The 21,243-nt window shown below is 61.7% G+C and carries 19 protein-coding genes; 5 read left to right on the top strand and 14 right to left on the bottom strand.

Features of this window, described 5'->3' with window-relative positions; all coding sequences use genetic code 11:
- Positions 1-3: 3 nt before the first annotated feature.
- A complete protein-coding gene (locus tag ACFWYE_RS23240; RefSeq protein WP_379114629.1) occupies positions 4-1,398 on the bottom strand; it encodes a transaminase in 1,395 nt (464 codons plus the stop codon).
- Between the two features lie 158 nt (positions 1,399-1,556).
- Between ACFWYE_RS23240 and ACFWYE_RS23245 the strand changes: the two genes are divergently transcribed.
- Positions 1,557-2,345 carry an IclR family transcriptional regulator gene (locus ACFWYE_RS23245; protein ID WP_379114631.1) on the top strand — a complete coding sequence of 263 codons (789 nt, stop codon included), beginning with the start codon at positions 1,557-1,559 and terminating at the stop codon, positions 2,343-2,345.
- A 180-nt stretch (positions 2,346-2,525) separates the two neighbouring features.
- Positions 2,526-3,518: a helix-turn-helix domain-containing protein gene (locus tag ACFWYE_RS23250; protein ID WP_379071307.1), complete on the top strand. Its 993-nt coding sequence runs from the start codon at positions 2,526-2,528 to the stop codon at positions 3,516-3,518.
- Between the two features lie 140 nt (positions 3,519-3,658).
- Here ACFWYE_RS23250 and ACFWYE_RS23255 read toward each other — a convergent pair whose 3' ends face one another.
- From ACFWYE_RS23255 to ACFWYE_RS23290, 8 genes are all read right to left on the bottom strand, one after another.
- A complete protein-coding gene (locus ACFWYE_RS23255) occupies positions 3,659-4,642 on the bottom strand; it encodes a branched-chain amino acid ABC transporter permease (RefSeq protein ID WP_379114633.1) in 984 nt (327 codons plus the stop codon).
- Positions 4,639-5,529: a branched-chain amino acid ABC transporter permease gene (locus ACFWYE_RS23260; RefSeq protein ID WP_379071309.1), complete on the bottom strand. Its 891-nt coding sequence runs from the start codon at positions 5,527-5,529 to the stop codon at positions 4,639-4,641. The genes ACFWYE_RS23255 and ACFWYE_RS23260 overlap by 4 nt, the downstream gene beginning before the upstream one ends.
- Positions 5,529-6,254, bottom strand: coding sequence for an ABC transporter ATP-binding protein (locus ACFWYE_RS23265; RefSeq protein ID WP_379114635.1), 726 nt, complete (start codon positions 6,252-6,254; stop codon positions 5,529-5,531). The genes ACFWYE_RS23260 and ACFWYE_RS23265 overlap by 1 nt, the downstream gene beginning before the upstream one ends.
- Positions 6,235-6,972: an ABC transporter ATP-binding protein gene (locus ACFWYE_RS23270; protein ID WP_379114637.1), complete on the bottom strand. Its 738-nt coding sequence runs from the start codon at positions 6,970-6,972 to the stop codon at positions 6,235-6,237. Before ACFWYE_RS23270 ends, ACFWYE_RS23265 begins: the two co-directional genes overlap by 20 nt.
- Positions 6,973-7,118: 146 nt before the next feature.
- Complete coding sequence (locus ACFWYE_RS23275) at positions 7,119-8,321, bottom strand: amino acid ABC transporter substrate-binding protein (RefSeq protein WP_379114639.1); 1,203 nt, start codon at positions 8,319-8,321, stop codon at positions 7,119-7,121.
- A gap of 60 nt (positions 8,322-8,381) precedes the next feature.
- Entirely contained in the window at positions 8,382-8,771 is a 390-nt protein-coding gene (locus ACFWYE_RS23280) for a nuclear transport factor 2 family protein (protein ID WP_379071319.1), read from the bottom strand.
- A gap of 14 nt (positions 8,772-8,785) precedes the next feature.
- Positions 8,786-9,580: a MoaF C-terminal domain-containing protein gene (locus ACFWYE_RS23285; RefSeq protein ID WP_379114640.1), complete on the bottom strand. Its 795-nt coding sequence runs from the start codon at positions 9,578-9,580 to the stop codon at positions 8,786-8,788.
- A gap of 18 nt (positions 9,581-9,598) precedes the next feature.
- Positions 9,599-10,387, bottom strand: a complete 789-nt coding sequence (locus ACFWYE_RS23290) for an SDR family NAD(P)-dependent oxidoreductase (RefSeq protein WP_379073052.1) — start codon at positions 10,385-10,387, stop codon at positions 9,599-9,601.
- Positions 10,388-10,582: 195 nt separating this feature from the next.
- Here ACFWYE_RS23290 and ACFWYE_RS23295 point away from each other — a divergent pair, with 195 nt between their 5' ends.
- The 3 genes from ACFWYE_RS23295 to ACFWYE_RS23305 all read left to right on the top strand — a co-directional run bounded on the left by ACFWYE_RS23295 (position 10,583) and on the right by ACFWYE_RS23305 (position 15,352).
- Complete coding sequence (locus tag ACFWYE_RS23295; RefSeq protein ID WP_379114642.1) at positions 10,583-12,085, top strand: aldehyde dehydrogenase family protein; 1,503 nt, start codon at positions 10,583-10,585, stop codon at positions 12,083-12,085.
- A 4-nt stretch (positions 12,086-12,089) separates the two neighbouring features.
- A complete protein-coding gene (locus ACFWYE_RS23300) occupies positions 12,090-13,679 on the top strand; it encodes a GMC family oxidoreductase (protein ID WP_379114644.1) in 1,590 nt (529 codons plus the stop codon).
- Positions 13,680-13,930: 251 nt separating this feature from the next.
- On the top strand, positions 13,931-15,352 hold the full coding sequence (locus ACFWYE_RS23305; protein WP_379073053.1) for a coniferyl aldehyde dehydrogenase: 1,422 nt from the start codon (positions 13,931-13,933) through the stop codon (positions 15,350-15,352).
- On the opposite strand, the gene ACFWYE_RS23310 is transcribed toward ACFWYE_RS23305, so the two are convergent.
- From ACFWYE_RS23310 to ACFWYE_RS23330, 5 genes are all read right to left on the bottom strand, one after another.
- Entirely contained in the window at positions 15,336-16,262 is a 927-nt protein-coding gene (locus ACFWYE_RS23310; protein WP_379114646.1) for a LysR family transcriptional regulator, read from the bottom strand. The two genes, ACFWYE_RS23305 and ACFWYE_RS23310, sit on opposite strands and share 17 nt — an antisense overlap.
- Positions 16,263-16,365: 103 nt before the next feature.
- Entirely contained in the window at positions 16,366-17,364 is a 999-nt protein-coding gene (locus ACFWYE_RS23315; RefSeq protein WP_379114767.1) for a YeiH family protein, read from the bottom strand.
- 214 nt (positions 17,365-17,578) lie between these two features.
- Positions 17,579-18,265 (bottom strand): D-lyxose/D-mannose family sugar isomerase, encoded by a 687-nt coding sequence (locus ACFWYE_RS23320; protein ID WP_379114648.1) that lies wholly within the window; start codon positions 18,263-18,265, stop codon positions 17,579-17,581.
- Positions 18,266-18,389: 124 nt separating this feature from the next.
- Positions 18,390-19,145: a heme ABC transporter permease gene (locus ACFWYE_RS23325; protein WP_379071339.1), complete on the bottom strand. Its 756-nt coding sequence runs from the start codon at positions 19,143-19,145 to the stop codon at positions 18,390-18,392.
- 125 nt (positions 19,146-19,270) lie between these two features.
- Positions 19,271-21,046: a glucan ABC transporter ATP-binding protein/ permease gene (locus ACFWYE_RS23330; RefSeq protein WP_379071343.1), complete on the bottom strand. Its 1,776-nt coding sequence runs from the start codon at positions 21,044-21,046 to the stop codon at positions 19,271-19,273.
- Positions 21,047-21,243: the final 197 nt, after the last annotated feature.

Consider the following 21,243-nt stretch of genomic DNA (forward strand, 5'->3'; position numbering starts at 1 on the left):
GGTTCAGGACACCCCGGCGTCGGCGAGAAGATCGACGAAACGCCCGAACACCTCCGTGTGGCGATCGACCTGCTCGGCAGTCGTCGCCGGGCACATCAGGAACATGGTGTGGAACGGCGTCACCAGTATGCCTTCGTTCATGTAGTAGGCATGCAGCAGCGTCTCTAGATCGCCGCGCCGGCTGGCAATGACGTCGGCACCGTTGCGTGGCGGCTTCGGCATGAACATGATCTCTGCGCGCGCGCCGATCTGAGTGACATGCCAGGGCAGTTCGCGGGTCCGGATCACATCGCGCGCGCCTTCGGCAAGCCGGGTTGCGTTGGCGGTCATCAGCTCGAAATTCGCGGGTGTCAGCACTTCCTCAAGCACCGCGCGCATGGTGGCTACCGTCAGCGCATTACCGGCCAGCGTGCCGCCGATACCAAGATGCGCTGATTGACGCACACGTGGATTGACCTTGGGCACAACCGCCCAAAGCCGCTCGGCGATCTCCTGCGAGACGCCGAAGATACCGGCCGGAATGCCACCGGCGATCGCCTTGCCGGCGACAAGAATATCCGGTTCCAGACCGTGCTGGCTGGTGTAGCCGCCTGGGCCACTCGAAATGGTATGCGTCTCGTCGATGATCAGCACCGTACCGGTGCGCCGCGTAATGTCGCGCAATGCCTTATGAAAACCGTCGGCGACCGGGATCATGCCGAAATTGGTCATCAGCGGTTCGGTGAGAACGCAGGCAACGTCGCCGGCCGACAGGGCCTGCTCCAACGCCTCGACATCATTGAACTCGACCACGCGCGATACCGTGGAATGGTCTACCCCGTTGGGATGGATCATGTTGCGCAGGCCGACGCGGCCGTCGCGGATTTCGACATGCGCTTCCTCGACGCCACCGTGGTAGCAGCCAGAGAAGACAAGCACCTTTGGCCGGCCAGTGATCATCCGGGCGATGCGGATGGCACCGCGGTTGGCATCGGTGGCCGACGTGGTCAGCGTCCAGTAAGGCAAGCCGAAGCGGCGGGTCAGGTCGGCTCCGACCCAGAGGCTGTCTTCTGTCGGCAACATCATCGTGGTGCCGTTCTGCAACTGGTAAAGCGCGGCACGCGTCACCGCCTCGGGCGCATGACCGCACATGCCGCCGGTATCGCCGAGCGCGAAGTCGACGTAATCCTGACCATCGATATCACGGATGTGCGCGCCTTTGGCCTGCGCCGCGTAGACTGGAAAACCGCCTGCCCAGCGCCGCATCCAGTGCGATGGACCGCCATAGAGGAAGTGCCGCTGCCCTTCTTCCCAGGCTGCGGCCGAACGCGGATGGGAAAGCCGGAAGCGCTCCTGTTCCCGGTCGAGCAATTCCGCGATGGTCGCGGTGTTGCGGTCTGATCGTGCGGCAAGCGTCAAGCTGTGAAATCTCCCTGTACATGCCCCCACAGGCATGACTACAATTTTGCAGCGGTTCATTATTTGAACCAGCGTTTTATTTGTTGTATGCAAACTGCAGGCTCAATTGCCTGCTGTCAAGTTAATTCACGCGCTAACTATCGTTTTAGAAGCTGATCATGAGTACCGTGCGCAAGGCTGTGTCACTGCTGGAACTGTTCACGCTGGAAGAGCCGGAAATCGGCCTTTCCGATCTGGCCAGAAAGGCTGACCTGGACAAGGCGACAGCGCGACGCCTGCTGGTGGCGCTGGCAGAACATCGGCTGATTGAACAGGAGCCGGCAAGCCGCCGCTATCGCCTCGGAGCCGGCCTGACCCGGCTCGCTCGCATCCGCGACGCGCAATTGCCGCTGACGCGTGTCGCCGTGCCTATCCTGCGCGAGCTGTCACATCGGACAGGCGAGACCGTCCATCTTTCGGAATACAGTGCCGGCGCCCTGCTCACTGTCCATGTCGAGCTTTCGGCCAAGGCCAACCGCGTCAACGTCAATGTCGGGCAGATCCTGCCATTGCACGGTACAGCATCCGGCATCGCGCTGCTCGCCTTCGCCCGTGACGACATGCGTCGCCTTTATCTGGAAACGCCGCTCGCCGCCTTCACCCCGCACACCATGACCAACGCGGACAAGGTTTGGCAGGCCGTGCAACAGGCCGCCGAACGCGGCTATTCGCGCAGCGCGCAAGGCTATGAGGAAGGGGTGCACTCGGTGGCCGCGCCGATCCTTGGCTCCGATGGCTATCCGATTGGCACGGTCGCGATCGCGTCGCCGGTTTCGCGTGCGAACGATACAGTGGCTGCGGCCCAGGGTGAGATGGTGATGGAAACGACGCGGCTGATCACATTGCGGCTGATCGGCGAAGCAGTCGAACCGGCAGCCCAGTTGTCGAGCTCCGACCAGCGCCGCTGAAACGCCTGGTTGACCCCTGCATGCTTCAGCTCTCGGCAACTGATGACAGGGGTGGAAGGATAAGCGGCGATTTCGCTTGACCAGATCATGTGCCACCGCTTGCATGAGCGTTGCGAACAGAATGATTAGCGTGTTAAGTTCCGTTTCAAAATGTGTCACCCGCCACTTGCGGCAGTTGTCATGTCATCCCGCGCCAAGACGGGAGATGCCACCGAGGAGGAAACCATGCAGCATGCCGCCCGTCATGTCAGCATTGCCGATGGCGAAGCTTTCCTGTCGACGTCCCGTATCCTGTTCGGCCCGATCACCCAGCGTTTCGCGCGCGGCTCGGTCGAATCGATCCCCAAGCTGCTTTCGGTCAATCTAGGCCCCTGCCGGCTTTCCGAGATCAGGGCCAAGGCGCATGTTGTGGTGAACGACCGTGCTCATTGGCGCAGCTTTGACCCCGATGCGATCAAGATCCTGGTGCAGGTAGCCGGTCGCAGCCATTTCGAACAACAGTCGGTCGCCGTCGACCTCAACCCGCGCTCGGCCATCATCTACGATCCGGTGCGCAGTTATTCCCTGCAGAATCTGACCGGTGTCGACCAGCTCATCCTGCAGGTACCACGTTCCACCTTCAGCGACGACACGCTGGCGCGACTGGCAGCGCCCCTTCCCTTGCCCGGCGACGACGACAGCCTCACGCACATTGTGTCGGGACTGATGCGCATGGCCATAGACGATGGCCGAAGGCTGGATGAAGCCAATTGCCGACGCGTCGGCGAAAGCCTGATCCAGCTCGTCAACGGGTTGATCTGCTCCAAACCGCAGATCGCCGACCAGCGTCGTTCACCTTTGGGAGCGCTGCGCGAGCGCATCGTCGCCTATATCGACGCCAACCTGTCGCGCAGCGATCTTTCCGCTGATGAGATTGCCCGCCACATGGGCTGCTCACGCCGCTACCTGCATCGCGCTTTCGAAGGCGAGGACATAACCCTGGAGCGTTTTGTGTGGGACCGCAGGCTGGAGCGCAGCCGCGAGGCGCTGATGGCGGGCAACGGCGTCTCGATCTCCGAAATCGCCTTTGCCAGCGGCTTCAATTCGAGCGCCCACTTCTCGCGCGCTTTCAAGGCAAAGTACGAAGTCTCGCCGCGCGAATTGCGCGACACTGTTCTCGACCGGCTGCACTAACGATTTTTGCCTTCCCGGTTGGGGGAAGGCAGCACCATGAGACCCGGCGAACTTGGAATCACAACCTTGTCAGCGCCGGCTTTTGGCAAGACGACATGCCTGCGCTGAACGAAGATCGTTCGCAGCTTGCGTTCGCGACATCAGTTCCGCGCTAAAGACGTCGGCAGAATCTTCCGCACCAGTCCTTTCGGCAGGAACAGCATCGCCAGGATGATGGTCAGTCCCGAGATGATGGGGTGATAATCCGGCACGAAAATGCGGGCGATGTCGAAGACGGCATACATGATGAAGGCACCGATGATCGGTCCGAGTACGGTGCCCGTCCCGCCCACCACGGTCATCATCAGCGGCAGGAGCATCCAGTCGAGGTTGAAGACAGAATCCGGTCCCACATGGAAAATGTAATAACTGTAGAGGCTTCCCGCGATACCGGCGATGAAGGCGCTGCCTGCGAAGGCGGCGACCTTGACCTTCAGCGTGTTGATGCCATTGGCCGACGCCGCCATCTCGTCGTCGCGTACCGCGATGAGTGCGAGGCCGTAACGCGACCGCATCAGCCAACCAACCGCAAGGGCCGTTCCAACGGTAAGCCCGAGCCCGACATAGTAGTGCGGCATCAGCGTCTCGAAGGTGCCGGAGGGCGTCACAAGACCGAACGCACCACCGGTAAAGTCGCCGCCATTGACGAAGATCACCTTGAGGATCTCACCAAAACCCAGGGTTCCTAGCGCGAAATAGTCGCCGCGCAATTTGGAAAGAAGCGGCAGGCCTATCAGCGCAGCCGCCAGCGCGGCGACCAGTCCGCTCAGCACCATGGTCACGGGATCGAAATAGTAGATGCGAGGGAACGTCTCGTATAGCGAGCCCCATAGATAGTTGCCGCTCCACAGGATGGCCGTCGTGTAGGCGCCAAGCCCGAAGAAGGCGTGCGAGCCAAGGCTGATCTGCCCGCCGAAGCCGGCAACCAGGTTCCAGCCCTGCGCCATCACCGCATAGATGAAGACGAAGAACAGGAAGGAGAACAGGTAGCTGTCTATCGCCCCCGGCCAGAATGGCACCAGAGCGAGGATGACGGTGAGCAGCGCTGCCGCCCATTTCCACGAAACATTGGTCATGGCGGTCATGCCTTCTTGTAGGGCCGGCTGAACAGCCCTTCCGGCTTGAACATCAAGACAGCCAGGAAGACGCCGTAGGCGATGGCGTTGGTCCAGCCACCGGAGATGAAAAACTGTACGTAAGCCTCTATGAGGCCAAGAATGATCCCACCGGCCAGCGCGCCCGCGACATTGCCGATGCCGCCAAGCGCCAGCGCCACCAGCGCCTTGAGGCTGAAGATGAAGCCGGCGAATGGATTGAAAGGAAAGGTGGTTGCCACGGCAACACCCGCGGCGCCCGCCAGCGCGATGCCGATAGCGAAAGCAATCGCGTTGACCTTGTGTGGGCTGATGCCCATCAACGTCGCCGCAGTCATGTCCTCCGATGCCGCACGCACCGCCTTGCCGACCAGGGTCTTGCGCAGGAACAGCACGACCAGGGCGGTACCCGCGAGCGCGATCAGGAAGCCCATGGAGCGGGTGAAGGACGCGCGCACGCCGAGCAGTTCGATGCCGCTCGCCGTATAAGTGGTGACCACGGCGGCGGTGTTGCCGCCCCATATGACGGTCATCAGGTTCTGGACCAGGAACATGACGCCGACAGCAATCAGCAGCGAGATGTTGCGATCCTCCTCAGCGGCGGCCTTGCGGAACAGGCCCTGATAGATCAGCCAGCCGGCTACCAGACCGACCGGCACCATGATGAGCAGCGACAAGAACGGGTCGATGCCGAGGTGCTGGAACAATGCGCGCACCACATAGGCGGCCAGGATGATCATGGCGCCCTGCGCCAGGAAGATCAGGCGCATGGTGCCGAAAATGAGGCTCAGTCCGACGGCGGCGACACCATACATGGCGCCGCCGAGTGCACCGTTGATGGAAAGCTGCAGCAATATCTCCGGCGATGGCAATGTCATCACAACTCCAATACGCCCATATAGGCTTTCTGGACTTCGGGATCGGCGATGAGCTCGGCGCCGGTGCCTTGCATGGCAAGTTCGCCGGTCTTCAGCACGAAAGCGTAGTCGGCGATCTTCAGCGCCTGGTGGATGTTTTGCTCGACCAGCAGGATGGTGACGCCCTGCTTGTGCAGCGCCTCGATCAGTTGGAACATCTGCTGCACCACCAGAGGCGACAGGCCGATGGAAGGTTCGTCGAGGATGAGCAGCGACGGTTCGGACATTGTGGCGCGCGCGATCGCCAGCATCTGCTGTTCGCCGCCCGACAGCGAGCCAGCCTTCTGGCCGGTCCTCTCCTTCAAGCGTGGAAACAGCTCATAAGCCTTTTCCAGCGCGCGTTTCATGTTCACCCGTGCCTTGGGCTGGAAGGCACCCAGTTCCAGGTTCTCCAGCACGGTCATCTGGCGAAACAGCCCACGCCCCTCGGGCACATGAGCGATGCCCAAGCGGGTGATGTCTTCCGGAAGACGGCCAAGCAGGGATGTGCCGGAGAGCTTGATCTCACCGCGCTTGGCGGGGATAAGTCCAGAAACAGCTTTCAGCAGCGTGGTCTTGCCGGCACCGTTAGCGCCGACAATGGCGACCACAGAACCCGCGTCGACATGGATCGACACGCCCCAGAGCGCACGCACGTCACCATAGGCGACTTCGAGATCTGTTACTTCAAGCAGCCGGTTCGCCAAGATAGGCCTCGATGACTTTGCGGTTGGCGACGATTTCGGCGGGTGTGCCGTCGGCGATCTTGACGCCGTGGTCGAGCACGACGACGCGGCTGCACACCTTCATGATGGCATCCACCTTGTGTTCCACCCACAGGATGGAAATCCCCTTCTCCGATCGCGTGCGTCGGATGACCTCGACCATTTGCCGGATTTCGGTCGGATTGAGACCAGCCATAGGCTCATCAAGCAGCAGCAGAGCCGGTTCTGACGCTACCGCGCGCGCTATCTCCAGCAACCTGCGATCGGACAACGTCATGTGTGCCGTCGTCACATTGCGCTTTGCGCCGAGGCCGACCAGATCAAGCGCGGCTTCGGCCGCCTCCCTTGCGTGCCGCACCCGCCCGCCGGAACCGTAGACGGCGCCGACCATGACGTTCTCAAAGGCAGTCATGGTGAGGAAGGTGCGCACCAACTGGAACGTGCGGGCGATGCCATGCCGGCAGATCAGGTGTGGAGCCGCGCCGGTGATATCCTTGCCTTTGAAGCGGACTTTGCCACGCGTCGGCGCGTAGATCGCCGTCATGACGTTGAAAAGCGTGGACTTGCCGGCGCCGTTCGGGCCGATCAGGCCAACCAGCTCGCCCCGGCCGACAACCATATCGATGCCATCCAACACCACCAGGCCGCCGAAACGTTTGGTCACCGCCTCCAGGCTGAGCACGGTTTCGTCTGACTGCATGCTTGTTCGGTTCCTTTGCCCGCTGGCTTCAGGGAAAAGACTGCGTGGATTTTATATGCCCACAACTGCGGCGCGTCGGTAACTGCGTGCACGACGGGACGGCGTCGGCACAAAGCCGAACGTCGTCCCGACGGCACCCCCAACGTCTAGCGCTTGTCCCAGGCGGGAGCCGGCTTGTAGGTCCAGGTCCCGTTCGGGAACAGCAGCTGATGCTTGCCTTCCCACCACTGCGTTGCAACCGACGGGATCAGGGCAAATCCGGTCTCGTCGAACTTCAGCGGGCCAACCACGGTGTCCTTGAATTCCTGGTTGAAGATGGCGTCATGCACTGCCGCGGCATCGGTCGATCCGGCGCGCTCGATGGCCTGGAACAGCACCTGGGCGTTGGCGTAGAAGGCACCGACCGTGACGGAGTCCTTCTTGTATTCGGCCTCGTAGCGCTCACCCAGTTCCTTGGCGCCGTTGTAGGGATAGCTGGCCGACCAGAAACCATCGGTCAGGACGTAGTCGGAATCCTTGCCCAGCGCGTCATGGAATTCGCCGGTCCAGGTACCTTTCCAGCCATGGAAATACGGAACGCTGAAGCCGAGTTCCTTCATCTGGCGGATAAGCGTGACGGTGTCTGCCGGGGAGCCGAACACCAGCATGGCGTCCGCATCGGCAGCCTTCAGCTTGGTGATCATCGCCGAATAGTCGGTCGAGCCGGTTGCCCACGGATCGTTGAAGGCGAAGGTGTAGCCATATTTCTTGGCTGCGGCCTCGAAAGCGCCGCCGAAGCCTTTGCCGTCAGGCGAATCTTCTGTCACGAGGGCCGGCCGCTTTGGACGCTCGTTCTCAGGCAGTTTCTGCCAGATCTCAAACGGCACCTCGGCACCGGGGCCGGGGTGGAAGAAGAACAGCGCCGAATATTTCAATTTGAGCGGTTGCCACTCGAACGGGAAAGCCGCCGTGATCATGTAGAATTTCTTGTACTTCTCGGCGACGATTGCACCGGCGACATTGAGCGGGCCGGAGTGGGTCGAAAGCAGGATATCGACCTTCTGGACCTTGACCAGGTTCTCGATTGCCGAGGCGACCTTGGCTTCCGTGCTTTCATCGTCGGCGATGACCAGCCTGACAGGAAGCTTCTTGCCGGCTTCCTTGACCATGATGCCGCCAGCCTTGTTGATATCGGCGACTGCCTGCTTGTAGGCCCATTCCTGTTCCTTGCCGTCGCCAGCGAACGGACCGGTCAGTGAGACCGGCGCGCCGATGACGATCTCGTCGCCAGCGGCGTTGGCAATGACGGTTGCACCAGTGGTCAGCACAGTGGACAGCGCGAGCGCCGCCAGCATTCCTTTCAGGCTCATTTCCATGTTCTCCTCCCAATTCCACTCCCGCCGGATACCGGTCGGGCATGCCCCAAATCGTCAGCCGGTCGCCTGTGCTACCAGCCTGGTGTCGGTGAACTGCTCGAAGCGCAGCACCTTGCCGTCCTCGACGTCCCAGACGTGAACGACACGCGCCTTCATCGGCTTGCCGGTGCGTTTGTAGGTGCCTGAATAGGTGCCTATGCCGAGGATGGTCGAGCCGCCGTCGACCAGCCTTTCCAGCGTGAACGTGTAGCCTTCCCATTCGTCGCCGATGCGCTTGAACACACCTTCGATGATGGCGACGGTTCCGACATAGGTACCGGCGTAGGGAAAGCCTGCCATCTCGGTCCAGGCCGTGCGGTCGGTGATCGGCGCCATCATCGCCGCCAGGTCCTTGTTGTCGGAGCCGACGTAATGCGCCTTGATCGCTTCGTAGTTTTTGCTCATGGCTTCGCCCGCGCTCAAACCGGCGCCGGTCCCTTTCCGTAGTCGGTTGTCGATTTCTTGGTAATGAAGGCACCGGCCGGCTTGTTTTCGATGGCGCCGGTCGAGATCACGCCGAGGAACTTGCCCGTCGAGCGCATGTCAGCCCAGTTGTAGAAGAACAACGAAGCCACCGGGATGATGAACTCGCGAAACCCGAAAACGTATTGCCCCTCGGCAAATTTCCAGGTCGTGGCCAGGTCGACATCGCCATGGCCGCGTTGCACACCAACCAGGTTTTGCCAGGCATAGCGCTGCGAGGAGAGGTAGATGTGCTCGTAGACGTGGTTGGGGCTGTATTCATAGTGCGCGGTGAGACCGACGAGATCGCGCGACGGTGCGGGTTCAACACCTTCCGCTGCGACCGAAGGATCACCGAGCACGCCCGCCAGCCACGTCTGTGCGACACGCGGCTCGCCCGGTGCTTCACCTGCGTCCCTCACCCGTTCTCGCACCGAAAGCACGCGCCGGCTGCGGATGTTGACGATGAAGGCTTCGTCCTCGGTCGGACGGGCGGCGAACGTCATGTTGATGAAGACGGTATCGGTCGCGACTTCGAGCGCTTCGTACCAATCGACGCCTGCATCCTTGCCCTCACCCCACGCGACGGTATCCGCCGATGTGAAAGCCAGATCGATCTGCCGTCCGCCATTCAGCGTGATCTTGAAGGTCTGGCCAGCCAGGGCCTTGGTCGTCGGCAGCCGGTTGGTGGCAATGCCGGCGGCGAAGTCGTCGAAATGCTTCCAGTCGGCCGGTCTGTTCACGTCATTCATCGCAAGGTCCTCGAACGCTCAATCAACAAAAGCCAGGGTTGGCAGGTCGACCACGGTGGCACCGCCATCGACGGTCAGGATCGACCCATTCATCATCGCAGCCTCTTCGGAGGCGACGAAGCAGATGACGTTGGAGACCTCCTCCGGTGTGGCAGGACGGCCGAGAGGCACATCCTTGGTGACCAGCCTGTAGGCCTCATCCACGGTTGCCAGACCATGCTTTTCGACGATGACCTGCATCTGCTCGTCGGCCATGGCGGTGGCGACCCAGCCCGGGCAGATGGTGTTCGTGCGAACACCACGGCGGCCGTAGTCGCGCGCCAGCGATTTGCCGAGCCCGACACAGGCATGTTTCATCGTCACATAGCCCGCGGCGGCAGGGCCGGCGAAAAGGCCGGCGATCGATGCAACGACAACGATGTTGCCGCGCTGCGAGATCAGGTCAGGCAGGATCTCGCGGGCACAGACGAAGGTGGTGTCGAGATTGGTCCGGGTCGCCAGCGCCCAGGTCTCGTCGCTCATCGAGATCGTCGGCCCGACGCCGTGGCCACCTGCATTCGCGATCAGGATGTCGACAAGACCGAACCTGGCGTGAACTTCCTTCAACGCAGCGCGTACAGCGTCGGCGTTGGCTGCATCACCCTGCACGATCAGCGCATTGGTGTCATTTGCCACCGCCTCCAGCGGTTCACGGCGGCGGCCCATCAGAACGATGTTGGCACCCTCCCTGGCCATGCGCCTGGCGACGGCAGCACCGATGCCTGTGCCTCCGCCGGTAATGAATGCGGTCTTTCCAGAAAATCTCATCATCGCCCCATATTGGCGGACCGCCGGATCCGGCCCGTTCGTGTGCATCGATAGTGCGATGCAGTCGGGCGAAACGTCTTGTCCGAACGGGAACTTTGTTTTGACTGAGCGTGCACTTATCCGCCTTTGCCTTGAAGCGCGTACGCCGTCCTCCTACCCCTCAAACAACGGCCAAGTGGCCGGCAGGAGGATTTGATGAACGAGAGAGTTGCCCCCCCGATCAGCGCCGCGGCGTCAGAATTCCTTGCCCGCACGCATCGCCCTTTCATCGGCGGAAGATTTGTCGACATCGACCAGGGTGGAGCATTGCCGGTTGATGACTCGGCAACGGGTGAGATCGTGGCGCGCGTGCCTGAAAGCGGCGCTGAAATCGTCGACCAGGCCGTGAGGGCCGCACGCGCAGCGCTGGAGGGCCCTTGGGGCTCGATGGCGCCGGTCGAACGTGAGCGGCTGATGCTGAAACTCGCCGACGCCGTCGAGGCGGATGCGGATCTGCTTGCCGAGATCGAAAGCATCGAAAACGGCAAGTCGCTCGGCGTCGCCAGGATGCTGTCGGCTGGCGGTTCGGCGAACTGGCTGCGCTACTATGCCGGCTGGGCGACCAAGATCGAAGGTGCGACGATCAACGTCTCCATTCCGGTGCCACCCGGAGCGAAGCACCATGCCATGACTGTCATGGAACCAGTCGGGGTGGTCGGTGCCATCGTGCCGTGGAATTTCCCGCTGATGATCGGCGTGTGGAAGATCGCCCCGGCACTCGCCGCGGGTTGCACCATTGTCATCAAGCCGCCGCAGGAGACTCCGCTCGGTCTGCTGAGACTTGCCGAACTGATCGAGGCAGTCGGCTTTCCGGCCGGCGTGGTCAACGTCGTCACCGGTTCGGGCGCCGTGACCGGCGAAGCACTGATCCGGCATCCGGGCGTTGACAAGCTCACCTTCACGGGTTCGACCGAGGTCGGCAAGCGCGTAGGTCACGCGGCCGTGGATCGTGTCGCCCGCTTCACGCTGGAATTGGGTTCGAAGTCGCCGATGATCCTGCTGTCGGACATGGAAGACGGCATAGAGCCTCTGCTCGCTGGTCTCGGCATGTTCTTCAACCAAGGCCAGGTCTGCACATCGGCTGCACGCATCCTGATCGAAAAATCCATCTATGACCGGACGCTGGCAAGACTGGCTGAAATCGCTGACGGCATGACACTTGGTGCCGGACGCGACGAAGGCGCGCAAATCAACCCGGTCGTCTCTGCGAAGCACAAGCAAAGCGTGCTCGGCTATCTCGATCGTGCCTTGGCGGCTGGCGGCGAGCGTGTCAGCGGCGACCGCTCCGTACCGGCCAAGGGCCACTATATTGCCCCGACCATCCTGCACAATGTGAGGCTCGACGCCGAAATCGTGCGCGAAGAGGTCTTCGGACCGGTGGTCGCCGCGATGCCCGTCGCTGATCTCGACGAGGCGATCCGGCTTGCCAACGATACGCGCTACGGCCTTTCCGCCTCGGTCTGGACACGCGATCTCGGCAAGGCGATGAAAGCCGTCCATGGGCTCAAGGCCGGTACGGTGTGGGTGAACTCGCACAACACCCTGGATCCGGCCGCCCCGTTTGGCGGGTTCAAACAATCCGGCATCGGCCGCGAGCACGGCAAGGCTGCGCTGGAGAGCTACCTCGAGACGAAAACCGTCATCATGCGGTATGCCTGAGCCGATGACGGAGATCTTCGACTACATCGTCGCCGGCGCGGGATCGGCCGGCTGCACCATTGCCAACCGGCTGGTGAAAGCCGGCAAACGCGTCCTGCTGCTGGAGGCCGGGCCGTGTGACAATGACAAGTTCATCCATATGCCAGCGACCTTTGCCAAGGTCATCGGCACCAATCGCAGCTTCATCTACGAGTCGGAGCAAGAGCCGAATGTCGGCGGACGGCGGCTGCCGATCCCGCAGGGGCGCACACTGGGTGGCGGCTCCTCCATCAACGCGATGCTTTATATCCGAGGCCAGCACGAAGACTACGACACTTGGCGCGACCTAGGCTGCCCTGGCTGGGGCTGGGACGACGTGCTGCCGGTTTTCCGGCGACTTGAGCGCAACGAACGGCTGGACGGTAGCTATCACGGTACAGATGGCCCCTTGCCCGTGTCGGATGCCCGCCACAGGCATCCGCTTTCGCTTGCCTATGTGAAAGCCGCGCAGCAGGCCGGATACCGCTACAATGACGACTTCAACGGTGAACGCCAGGAAGGTGTCGGATTTTACCAGCTCACCACGCTCGATGGCGTCCGCCAGTCGGCGGCGACGGTGTTCCTGAAACCACTCGCCGGCAATGCCAAACTGACTGTCGTCACCGATGCACAGGTGAACACGCTGACGCTGGAGAATGGCGCGGCGAGCGGACTTTCCTACACGACCGCCGACGGGCGGGTGGTGCAAGCCACTGCCAGGGAAGAAGTGATCCTGGCTGCGGGCGCTCTGGCGACGCCGAAGATCATGATGCTGTCGGGGCTGGGCCCTGCGGCGCACCTCACGGAACTGGGCATTCCGGTTGTCCGCGACATGGCAGGCGTCGGCAAGGACCTGCAGGATCATGTTGCGACACCGGTCTATGCAGCGACTCGCGAGCCGATCTCGCTGCTCGGCCAGGACAAGGGTCTGAAGGCGCTGCGCCACGGGTTGCAATATATGTTGTTCGGCACCGGCCTGCTCACGTCGAATGTCGTTGAGAGCGGCGGTTTCTTCGATACCGATGGTGACGGACGACCGGATATCCAGTTCCATGTACTGCCGGTGATGATCGAGAATGCAGTGCACGGGTCGGTGGCCGAGCATGGCATGGAGCTGAACCCTTGCGTGCTGCGACCCAAATCGCGCGGCAAGGTGGAATTGCGCTCGCGCGATCCGAACGATCCGATCCAGTTCGCAACCGGCTTCCTTTCGGAACCCGATGACCTGAAGTTGCTTGTCGAAGGCGTGAAAGTGGCGCGCAACATATTGCGCCAGCCCGCCCTGCAGGCGGTGATCCGCGAAGAACTCAAGCCGGGCGGAGCGACTGACCTGGCGGAAGAGAAGATCGTCGATCACATCATGCAGACAGCCAAGACCGTCTATCACCCGGTCGGAACCTGCCGGATGGGCACAGACGATGCGGCTGTGGTCGACACGCAGCTTCGGGTACGCGGGGTGCCACGCTTGCGCATTTGCGATGCCTCGATCATGCCGCGCCTTGTCAGCGGCAACACCAACGCGCCGACGATCATGATCGCCGACCGGTGTGCCGACTTCATTCTCGCGACAGGCTGATTTTCCTGTCTTCAAGTGTGCCGAGATGTTGGCCAGGGTAGCTTTCAGCAGCCTTGGCCCGCCCCTCGGCACACAATAAACGAGCGCAAACCTTCCGTTCCGGCAGCTTCTGGTCCGTCACAAAGCTGTTGACGCTCGACCAAATCGGGCGTTCCATTCCCGTATGCGTACGGAGTATTCCAGTGCGGCAGCAAGCTTTATACGTTTTCAATGCTTTGCAGCAGAACGATCAAGCAGGGGTGGAGCTGACCATGTTGCATGTCAAACCCGATTTGCTGCGCGAGCGCTTCGACATGCAGCGACGCGCCTTCGCAGCGGAGCCGTTTCCATCTCTTTCCGTCCGCAAGGATCGCCTGAAACGCCTGCAGGCGCTGACCGAAAGTCACGAACAGGCGATCTGCGACGCCATCGATGCCGATTTCGGTAGCCGTTCAGCACATGAGACGCGCTTTGCTGAGCTCTTCGTGGTGCGCGCCGGTATCAATCATGCGCTCTCGCATGTCGGTTCCTGGATGCGTGCGCGCAGCGTCGGCACCAGCCTGCCGTTTCTACCGGGGAAGAACCGCCTCGTGCCGCAGCCTCTCGGCGTGGTCGGCGTCGTCTCGCCGTGGAACTATCCGTTCCAACTTGCTGTTGCCCCGGCAACGGCAGCGCTCGCAGCCGGCAACCGGGTGCTGATGAAACCTTCCGAGCTGACCCCGCGCTTTTCGACCCTACTCGCCGATCTGGTGGCCGAGCATTTTGCGCCAGAGGAAGTCGACGTCGTCACCGGCGATGCCGAGACCGGAAAGGCTTTCGTCTCCCTGCCGTTTGATCACCTTATCTTCACCGGTTCGACGGCGGTCGGCCGCCATGTGGCGCTCGCCGCCGCTGCCAACCTGACACCGGTGACGCTGGAGCTGGGCGGCAAGTCGCCGGCGATCCTCGATCCTTCCTGTGACATGGACGCGGCCGTGCGCAGCATTGTCTTCGGCAAGCTGCTCAATGCCGGCCAGACCTGCATCGCCCCCGACTATGTGATGGTGCCGCGGGGGCAGGCCTCTGCTTTGACAAAGCGGTTTGCCGAGTCAGTGCGGAAACTCTATCCGAGTTTGAAAACCAACGCCGACTACAGCTCGATCGTCTCCGACCGTCACTACCAGCGGCTGAAGAGCCTGGTCGAAGAAGCGGCTGCCGGCGGCGCGGTCGTGACCGAGATTAATCCGGCAAACGAGACACTTCCCGCCGAAGGCCGCAAGTTCGCCCCGACGCTGGTCGAGAAAGCACCGGAAGACAGTCGCCTGATGCGCGAGGAGATTTTCGGGCCTGTGTTGCCGATCCTCGAATATGCGTCTCTGGACGACGCAATCGCTCACGTGAACCGGCATGACCGGCCGCTTGCGCTCTATTGGTTCGGCACCGATTCCACGGCGCGCGAACGTGTGTTGCACGAAACCGTCGCCGGCGGCGTGACCATCAACGATTGCCTGCTGCATATCGCCCAGGAGCGCCAACCCTTCGGTGGCGTCGGCGCCAGCGGTACCGGCGCCTATCACGGCGAATGGGGGTTCCGCACCTTCAGCAAGGAGAAGCCCGTCTTCCTGCAATCGCGCTTCAATGGCGGAGCGCTGCTGCATCCTCCTTATGGCGCCATGTTCGAGCGTGTGCTGAAGATGCTCAGGCTGGTGACCTGACCGGGAGGCGATGCCCGCTACTGTCCTGTGTGCCTTCGCCGATCAGCCGCATGAACTCGGTCTCGGCGGCCGTGACGTACCGCTCCTTGTGGTGCAACATGAAAAACTTGCGGCGCGGCACCGGATAGTCGATCGCGATCAAGTTGCCGGCGGCAAGTGCATTGGCCGCAACAAGACGAGACATCACCGTGACGCCTGCCCCGGCCGCGACAGCCGTCCGCACGGCTTCGTTGGTCGGGAGCACCAGGCCAATATCGATATCGGTTTCCGCAATTCCCTGCTGCCGGAGCATGGCGGCAAGGGTAGATCGCGTGCCGGAACCGCTTTCGCGCAGGATCCAGCTGGTTGAGGCAAGCGAAGGTCTGGCGTCCTCGCCAAGTCGGCTCCAGGGATGATCGGGCGGCGCAAGAAGCACCATCTCGTCATCAGCCACCGTGGTGACGGCCAAGGTCGGCTCGTCGACTTCACCCTCGACAAAGCCGAGGTTGGCCTCGCCATCGCGCACCTGAGCCGCGACCGTCTCGGTGTTGCCCATTGTGAGCGAAACCGCGATGCCGGCATGCTGAGAGCGGAAAGCGTGAATGAATGGCGGCAGCCAATAATTGCCGACCGTCTGGCTGGCGGCGAGACCAAGGGAGCCGACTTTCAACCCGGCAAGATCTGCGAGTACCAGTTCAGCCGCTGTCGCGCGCGCCAGGACCGCTTTTGCCTCGATCAGGAAAAGGCGTCCGGCATCGGTCAGCGCGATGCGGCGGCCGACACGATCGAACAGCTTCGTGGCATAGCGCGCCTCAAGTGCAGCCACGGCGGCGCTTGTCGCCGATTGCGTCAGATTGAGATCACGCGCCGCATTGGTCACGTGCTCGCGCTCTGCGACGGCAACAAAAATGCGCAACTGCTCCAGCGTCATGCGAACTCCTTAGAGCGCCATAAATCCATCTGGAGGCGCTCTAAACTTCTCAATCGGCACATCGTGCATGCCGAAAATCGAACCCGACTTTCAAGCCGATGCGCTAGCCTGCCAGTTTGACCAGCAGCAGGCTGAAGCAAGCGATAAAGGCAAATGCCGAAAGCGCAAGCAGCAAGGGGCGAAGACCGCGTGAGCGTATCTTGCCGATATGAGTCTGCAAGCCCATCGCCGCCAGGCCGACCGTCAACATGAAGGTCGTGGCGAAAACGATCAGCGACTTGGCTTCGGCCGGCACTTCAACAGCACTGTTCAACGCGACAACGGCGACAAAGGCAAACACGAACCATGGCATGGGTGGCTTGGTGGTCTTTTCCGTAACCCTGCCCCGTGCAGCCATGACGCCGAGCGCTATCACCATCGGCGCCAGCAAGGCGACCCGTGCCAGCTTGGCAATTGTGCTGATTTCGCCTGCCTGCGGGCCAACCTGGAAGCCGGCACCGATCACCTGGGCGATCTCGTGGATGGAAGCACCCGCCCAGAGGCCGAAACCATGCTGATCGAGCCCTGCCGTACTGGCCAACAGCGGATAGCCAAGCATCGCGATGGTGCCAAACAGCGTGACCGAAGCGACGGCATAGGCAACATCCTCGTCACTGGCGTTAGTCACCGCATTGGTTGCTACGATGGCAGAAGCTCCGCAGATCGAGGTTCCGGCCGCGATCAACTCGGCAAGCTTGCGATCGACACCGAGCAGCCGGCCCAGACCGAGTGTGAAGCAGAAGGTTGCCAGCAGCGACGATGCAACGATCGCGACACCGCCGAGTCCGATCGCGCCCAGTTGCGTGACCGTCAACTGGAAGCCCAGCAGAACGATGGCAAACCGGAGCAGCGTCCGTTGGCAGAACGCGATACCGGCGCGCGTGTTGGCCGGCAGGCCGACCAGATTTGCAAAGACGATGCCGACGATGACGGCCAGGATCATCGGGCTGAAAATGCCGAGCCCCGGCAGTTCGCGCATCGAAAAGGCCGAGGCCGCGACGATCACCGCCAGCACCACGCCAGGCCAGATCGTGGTTTTGCTGGCGGACGCCGGCTTGCCCATCTCGACGGGCGGGGCGATCGGGCGATCAAATGATACGGCAGACACGACATTCTCCAATTCCAGGTGGAATTGGAATGCCATTCTCCATCCTATCAATCCAACGCATTGTTCGTGTCGAATCATTCGATTCAAACGAACGATCTCGCCACCAAAGGTTCAAAGTGGGGATACGCGCCGGATTTCTCCCAGCGCGTACGACAAGCAAGAGACGGGATCAGCCGACCCAGCGTTCGTAGTCGGAGACAAGCAGGTGCAGCGGCGCCTCATCTTCCTCGATATCTGAGAAGCGGCCGATCGGATCGCGGAAGATATTGTCGGTGAGATCGTCGTTGACGGTCGAGACCTCGCCGATCAGCACATCCTTGCCCTCTGCCCAGAAGGCGTGCCAGACGCCGGGCAGCAGCGTGACGCTCTCGCCTGGATCGAGCTTGAGCAGGCCGCCGGCCGGCAGCTTGCGAATGGTTCCATCGACCGGAACCGAGACTTCGGCCTTCGGATCGATACCGCCTTCCGCATCGGGCATGAACAGCTCCAGCACCAGCTTGCCGCCGCCGCGGTTGATGATGTCTTCCGCCTTGATCACATGCCTGTGCATCGGCGACAGCTGGTCCTTGCGCGTAATCATGATCTTTTCGGCATACAGCATGCCGGCACCCTTCTTCATGTCCTCGAAGCGGCCGTTGCGCACCGTGAACAGGAAGAGCCCGAGCTCATCGAACTTGCCCTGGCCGTAGTCGGTGATGTCCCAACCGAGCCGGGAGTCGAACACGCCAGCGGATGTGCCGCGACGCGCCTTCATGTCCTCAGGCGTCCAATAGGCGAAAGGCGGCATGACGTACCTGAAGGAACGGATGAAGGCATCGCCCTCGCGAATGATGGCGTTGACGGTCGAACGTTTCATGAGGACGGTCCTGTGAGAGCGGTTATCCTTTGGCAGGTTCTCGTCGCAAAACCGCGGGACACTTTTGCGGAACCTGCCTGGGCATTTCGCATAGCGCAACGCCCGCCTGCTGTCGATGCGTGCGTCAGGCGTCGGCGCGCCGTGCCGCCATGCGGCGCATGGCAATCACACGGCGGCGACGGATCTCCGTGCGCATCGCAATCATGTGCAACGCAAAGAACAGAACCGTGAAGCCGATTGCCATCACCAACAGCGGCCAAAGCAGGCTTGGATCGATCGTCGGTCCGTCCAGCCGGAACACCGAGGCCGGCTGATGCAACGTATTCCACCATTCCACCGAAAACTTGATGATCGGGATGTTGATGAAGCCGACGAGCGTTATGATCGCGGCAGCCCAGGCCGCGCGCGCAGCGTCATCCAGCGCCCGGGTCAGCGCGATAATACCGAGATACATCAGGAACAGCACAAAGACCGAGGTCAGGCGGGCGTCCCAGACCCACCATGTGCCCCACATCGGCTTGCCCCATATCGAGCCGGTGATCAGCGCCAATGCGGTAAACACCGCGCCAATGGGCGCTGCTGCCTTCAAAGAAACATCGGCCAATGGATGGCGCCAGACCAGCGTTCCTATAGCCGAAACGGCCATCAGCGAGTAGCACATCATGGAGAGCCAGGCGAACGGCACATGGATGTACATGATGCGGACGGTTATGCCTTGCTGGAAGTCTTCCGGCGCGGTGAAACTCATGTAAAGCCCGACTGCGAGCACGACCGTCGCGATGCCCGTCAGCCAAGGCACCAGCCTGTCGGCCAACGCCACAAAGCGCGTTGGGTTGGCCAGGTCTGCCCAACTCGAGGGGCGTGTGCTCGTTTCGCTCATGAGGTGTTCTTAAAACCTTTCGATCAAGCTTTGAAGCCATGTCGAAAGGACAACACCGCGCACCCTGGAAAGGATGCGCGGTGCAAGATTTCACTCGCCAGCGTCCGAGGGCAAGTTTCCTGTGGTCAGGCGGCCTCGCCGGTCACCGACACGATGCTGAGCCGCGGCCCCTCTTCGTCGGCAAGCAGGCCACCGGCGCGCAACAGCGAAGCGAAGCGGCCGTTGCGCATCGACAGCTCCTGGAAGCCGCCCATCTCGACGACGTTGCCCTTGTCCATGAAGATGACGAGGTCGGCGTCGCGCACCGTTGTCAGGCGGTGAGCAATGACGAAAGTGGTGCGATCGCGCCGCAGATCATCGAGCGCTTCCTTGACCCTGCCTTCGGTCTCGACGTCGAGCGCACTGGTCGCTTCGTCCAGGACGAGGATCGGCGCATCCTTCAGCACGGCGCGGGCAATGGCGATACGCTGACGCTCGCCACCCGACAACTGGCCACCACGTTCGCCGACGACGGTGTCGTAGCCGTCGCTCTTGGCGAGAATGAAGTCCTGCGCCACGGCGGCGTTGGCAGCTGCGTGCACCTCTTCGTTGGTCGCGCTGTCACGACCGACACGGATGTTGTCTTCGATCGAGCGATTGAGCAGGCCAGCATCCTGGAAGACCGTAGCGATCGAATGACGCAGCGACTTGCGGGTCACCGTACGTGTATCGATGCCGTCGACGAGAATGCGTCCTTCACTCGGCGTGTGGACCCGCTGCAGGAGATTGATGAGCGTGGTCTTGCCCGCACCCGTCGGACCGACAATGGCAACCGTCTGGCCAGCCTTCACCTCGAAGGAAACATCTTCGACGCCCTGCGTGGAGTTGGCGAAGTTGAAGCTGACATTCTCGAACTGGATATGGCCGGTGACCTTGCCGAGATCGCGCAGACCCTCCGGCTCGGCGGCTTCGGCGGAATCCTCTTCGAGTTTGTAGAACTCTTCAAGCTTGGCACGGGCTTCGGAGATCTGCGTCACGAAATTCGAGACGAGGTCGAGACGGCCGATCAGCAGCGTGGCGAAACCGGTAAAGGCAACGACGTCGCTGATGCGCAGTTCGCCGTGCATGACCAGGTAGGAACCGATCATCAGAACGACCATCATGGAGACCGTCGACGACAGCCGGTTCATGGCGCTGGCCAGAGCCCACCAGTCGAGAACCGGGTTCTGCGCGTTGAGCAGATCCTTGATGTAACGCTTCAGGGTGTCGGCCTCGTGGCCGATGCGGTTGTAGCTCTGCAGCACGGCGACGTTGCTGACGGAATCCGTCACGTGAGCGAATACGGTGTGATAGTGACGCTCGACGTTGGCCTGACCCTGCTTGGTCTTGCGCATGACCAGACGGCCGATGGCGAAATAGAACACGCCAAGCACGAGGAGAACCGCGGACATGCGCGCGTCGAGGCTGATCGCCGTCGGCACCAGGAACACCAGTGCGACAACGGTCGACAGATGCTGGCGCATGAACTCCAGCCACAGCGTGAAAAGTGACTCGACCGCGCGCAGCAGCGTCTGCAGCGAGTTGGAGGTGCCGCGCTGCTGGTGCCATGCGAGCGGCATGGTGATGACGCGTTCGAAGGATTCACACAGCACTTCCGAGCGACGCTTGTGAGCGAAGCGGTCAGCACCGCGAGCGACCAGCACGACTGCGATGATGTTGAAGGCGCCGAGGCCTGCCCACATGACCAGTTCGCTGAACGGGTTGGTGCGTTCGGCGATCGCGCCGATGACCTTACCCAACAGCATCGGTTCGTAAACCGCGACCATCGCGAGCATGACGTTCGCCATGCAGATCAGGACGAGACGCTTCTTGTCGGCGGTGAGGTAGCCGAGCGCTCTCCAGTAGATTTGCAGCAGGGACAACCCAATTACTCCCGCGTAACGATCCATAGTGCGCCGCATTATTGCGGTGAACACCTAGCCCTAGATGGGTGGCAAAACAATGCCCGCCTATGCCTTCTGCTCCGTTCCGACGAACAAAACATGACAACGGGCAGAAATCTGCCGTGATCGCGTAACGGTTTGAGATAAAAGGTGAAATCCCAACCCTGCGGCAAAAT

This window comes from Mesorhizobium sp. NPDC059025, assembly GCF_042739655.1.
GTDB lineage: Bacteria > Pseudomonadota > Alphaproteobacteria > Rhizobiales > Rhizobiaceae > Mesorhizobium.

What these genes read in the sequence shown, in the direction of transcription:
- ACFWYE_RS23320 (WP_379114648.1), bottom strand. Translation starts at nt 18,265, where the DNA reads ATGAAACGTTCGACCGTCAACGCCATCATTCGCGAGGGCGATGCCTTC.
- ACFWYE_RS23250 (WP_379071307.1), top strand. Translation starts at nt 2,526, where the DNA reads ATGTCATCCCGCGCCAAGACGGGAGATGCCACCGAGGAGGAAACCATG.
- ACFWYE_RS23290 (WP_379073052.1), bottom strand. Translation starts at nt 10,387, where the DNA reads ATGAGATTTTCTGGAAAGACCGCATTCATTACCGGCGGAGGCACAGGC.
- ACFWYE_RS23275 (WP_379114639.1), bottom strand. Translation starts at nt 8,321, where the DNA reads ATGAGCCTGAAAGGAATGCTGGCGGCGCTCGCGCTGTCCACTGTGCTG.
- ACFWYE_RS23325 (WP_379071339.1), bottom strand. Translation starts at nt 19,145, where the DNA reads ATGAGCGAAACGAGCACACGCCCCTCGAGTTGGGCAGACCTGGCCAAC.
- ACFWYE_RS23285 (WP_379114640.1), bottom strand. Translation starts at nt 9,580, where the DNA reads ATGAATGACGTGAACAGACCGGCCGACTGGAAGCATTTCGACGACTTC.
- ACFWYE_RS23280 (WP_379071319.1), bottom strand. Translation starts at nt 8,771, where the DNA reads ATGAGCAAAAACTACGAAGCGATCAAGGCGCATTACGTCGGCTCCGAC.
- ACFWYE_RS23295 (WP_379114642.1), top strand. Translation starts at nt 10,583, where the DNA reads ATGAACGAGAGAGTTGCCCCCCCGATCAGCGCCGCGGCGTCAGAATTC.
- ACFWYE_RS23245 (WP_379114631.1), top strand. Translation starts at nt 1,557, where the DNA reads ATGAGTACCGTGCGCAAGGCTGTGTCACTGCTGGAACTGTTCACGCTG.
- ACFWYE_RS23300 (WP_379114644.1), top strand. Translation starts at nt 12,090, where the DNA reads ATGACGGAGATCTTCGACTACATCGTCGCCGGCGCGGGATCGGCCGGC.
- ACFWYE_RS23315 (WP_379114767.1), bottom strand. Translation starts at nt 17,364, where the DNA reads ATGGGCAAGCCGGCGTCCGCCAGCAAAACCACGATCTGGCCTGGCGTG.
- ACFWYE_RS23310 (WP_379114646.1), bottom strand. Translation starts at nt 16,262, where the DNA reads ATGACGCTGGAGCAGTTGCGCATTTTTGTTGCCGTCGCAGAGCGCGAG.
- ACFWYE_RS23255 (WP_379114633.1), bottom strand. Translation starts at nt 4,642, where the DNA reads ATGACCGCCATGACCAATGTTTCGTGGAAATGGGCGGCAGCGCTGCTC.
- ACFWYE_RS23305 (WP_379073053.1), top strand. Translation starts at nt 13,931, where the DNA reads ATGTTGCATGTCAAACCCGATTTGCTGCGCGAGCGCTTCGACATGCAG.
- ACFWYE_RS23270 (WP_379114637.1), bottom strand. Translation starts at nt 6,972, where the DNA reads ATGCAGTCAGACGAAACCGTGCTCAGCCTGGAGGCGGTGACCAAACGT.
- ACFWYE_RS23260 (WP_379071309.1), bottom strand. Translation starts at nt 5,529, where the DNA reads ATGACATTGCCATCGCCGGAGATATTGCTGCAGCTTTCCATCAACGGT.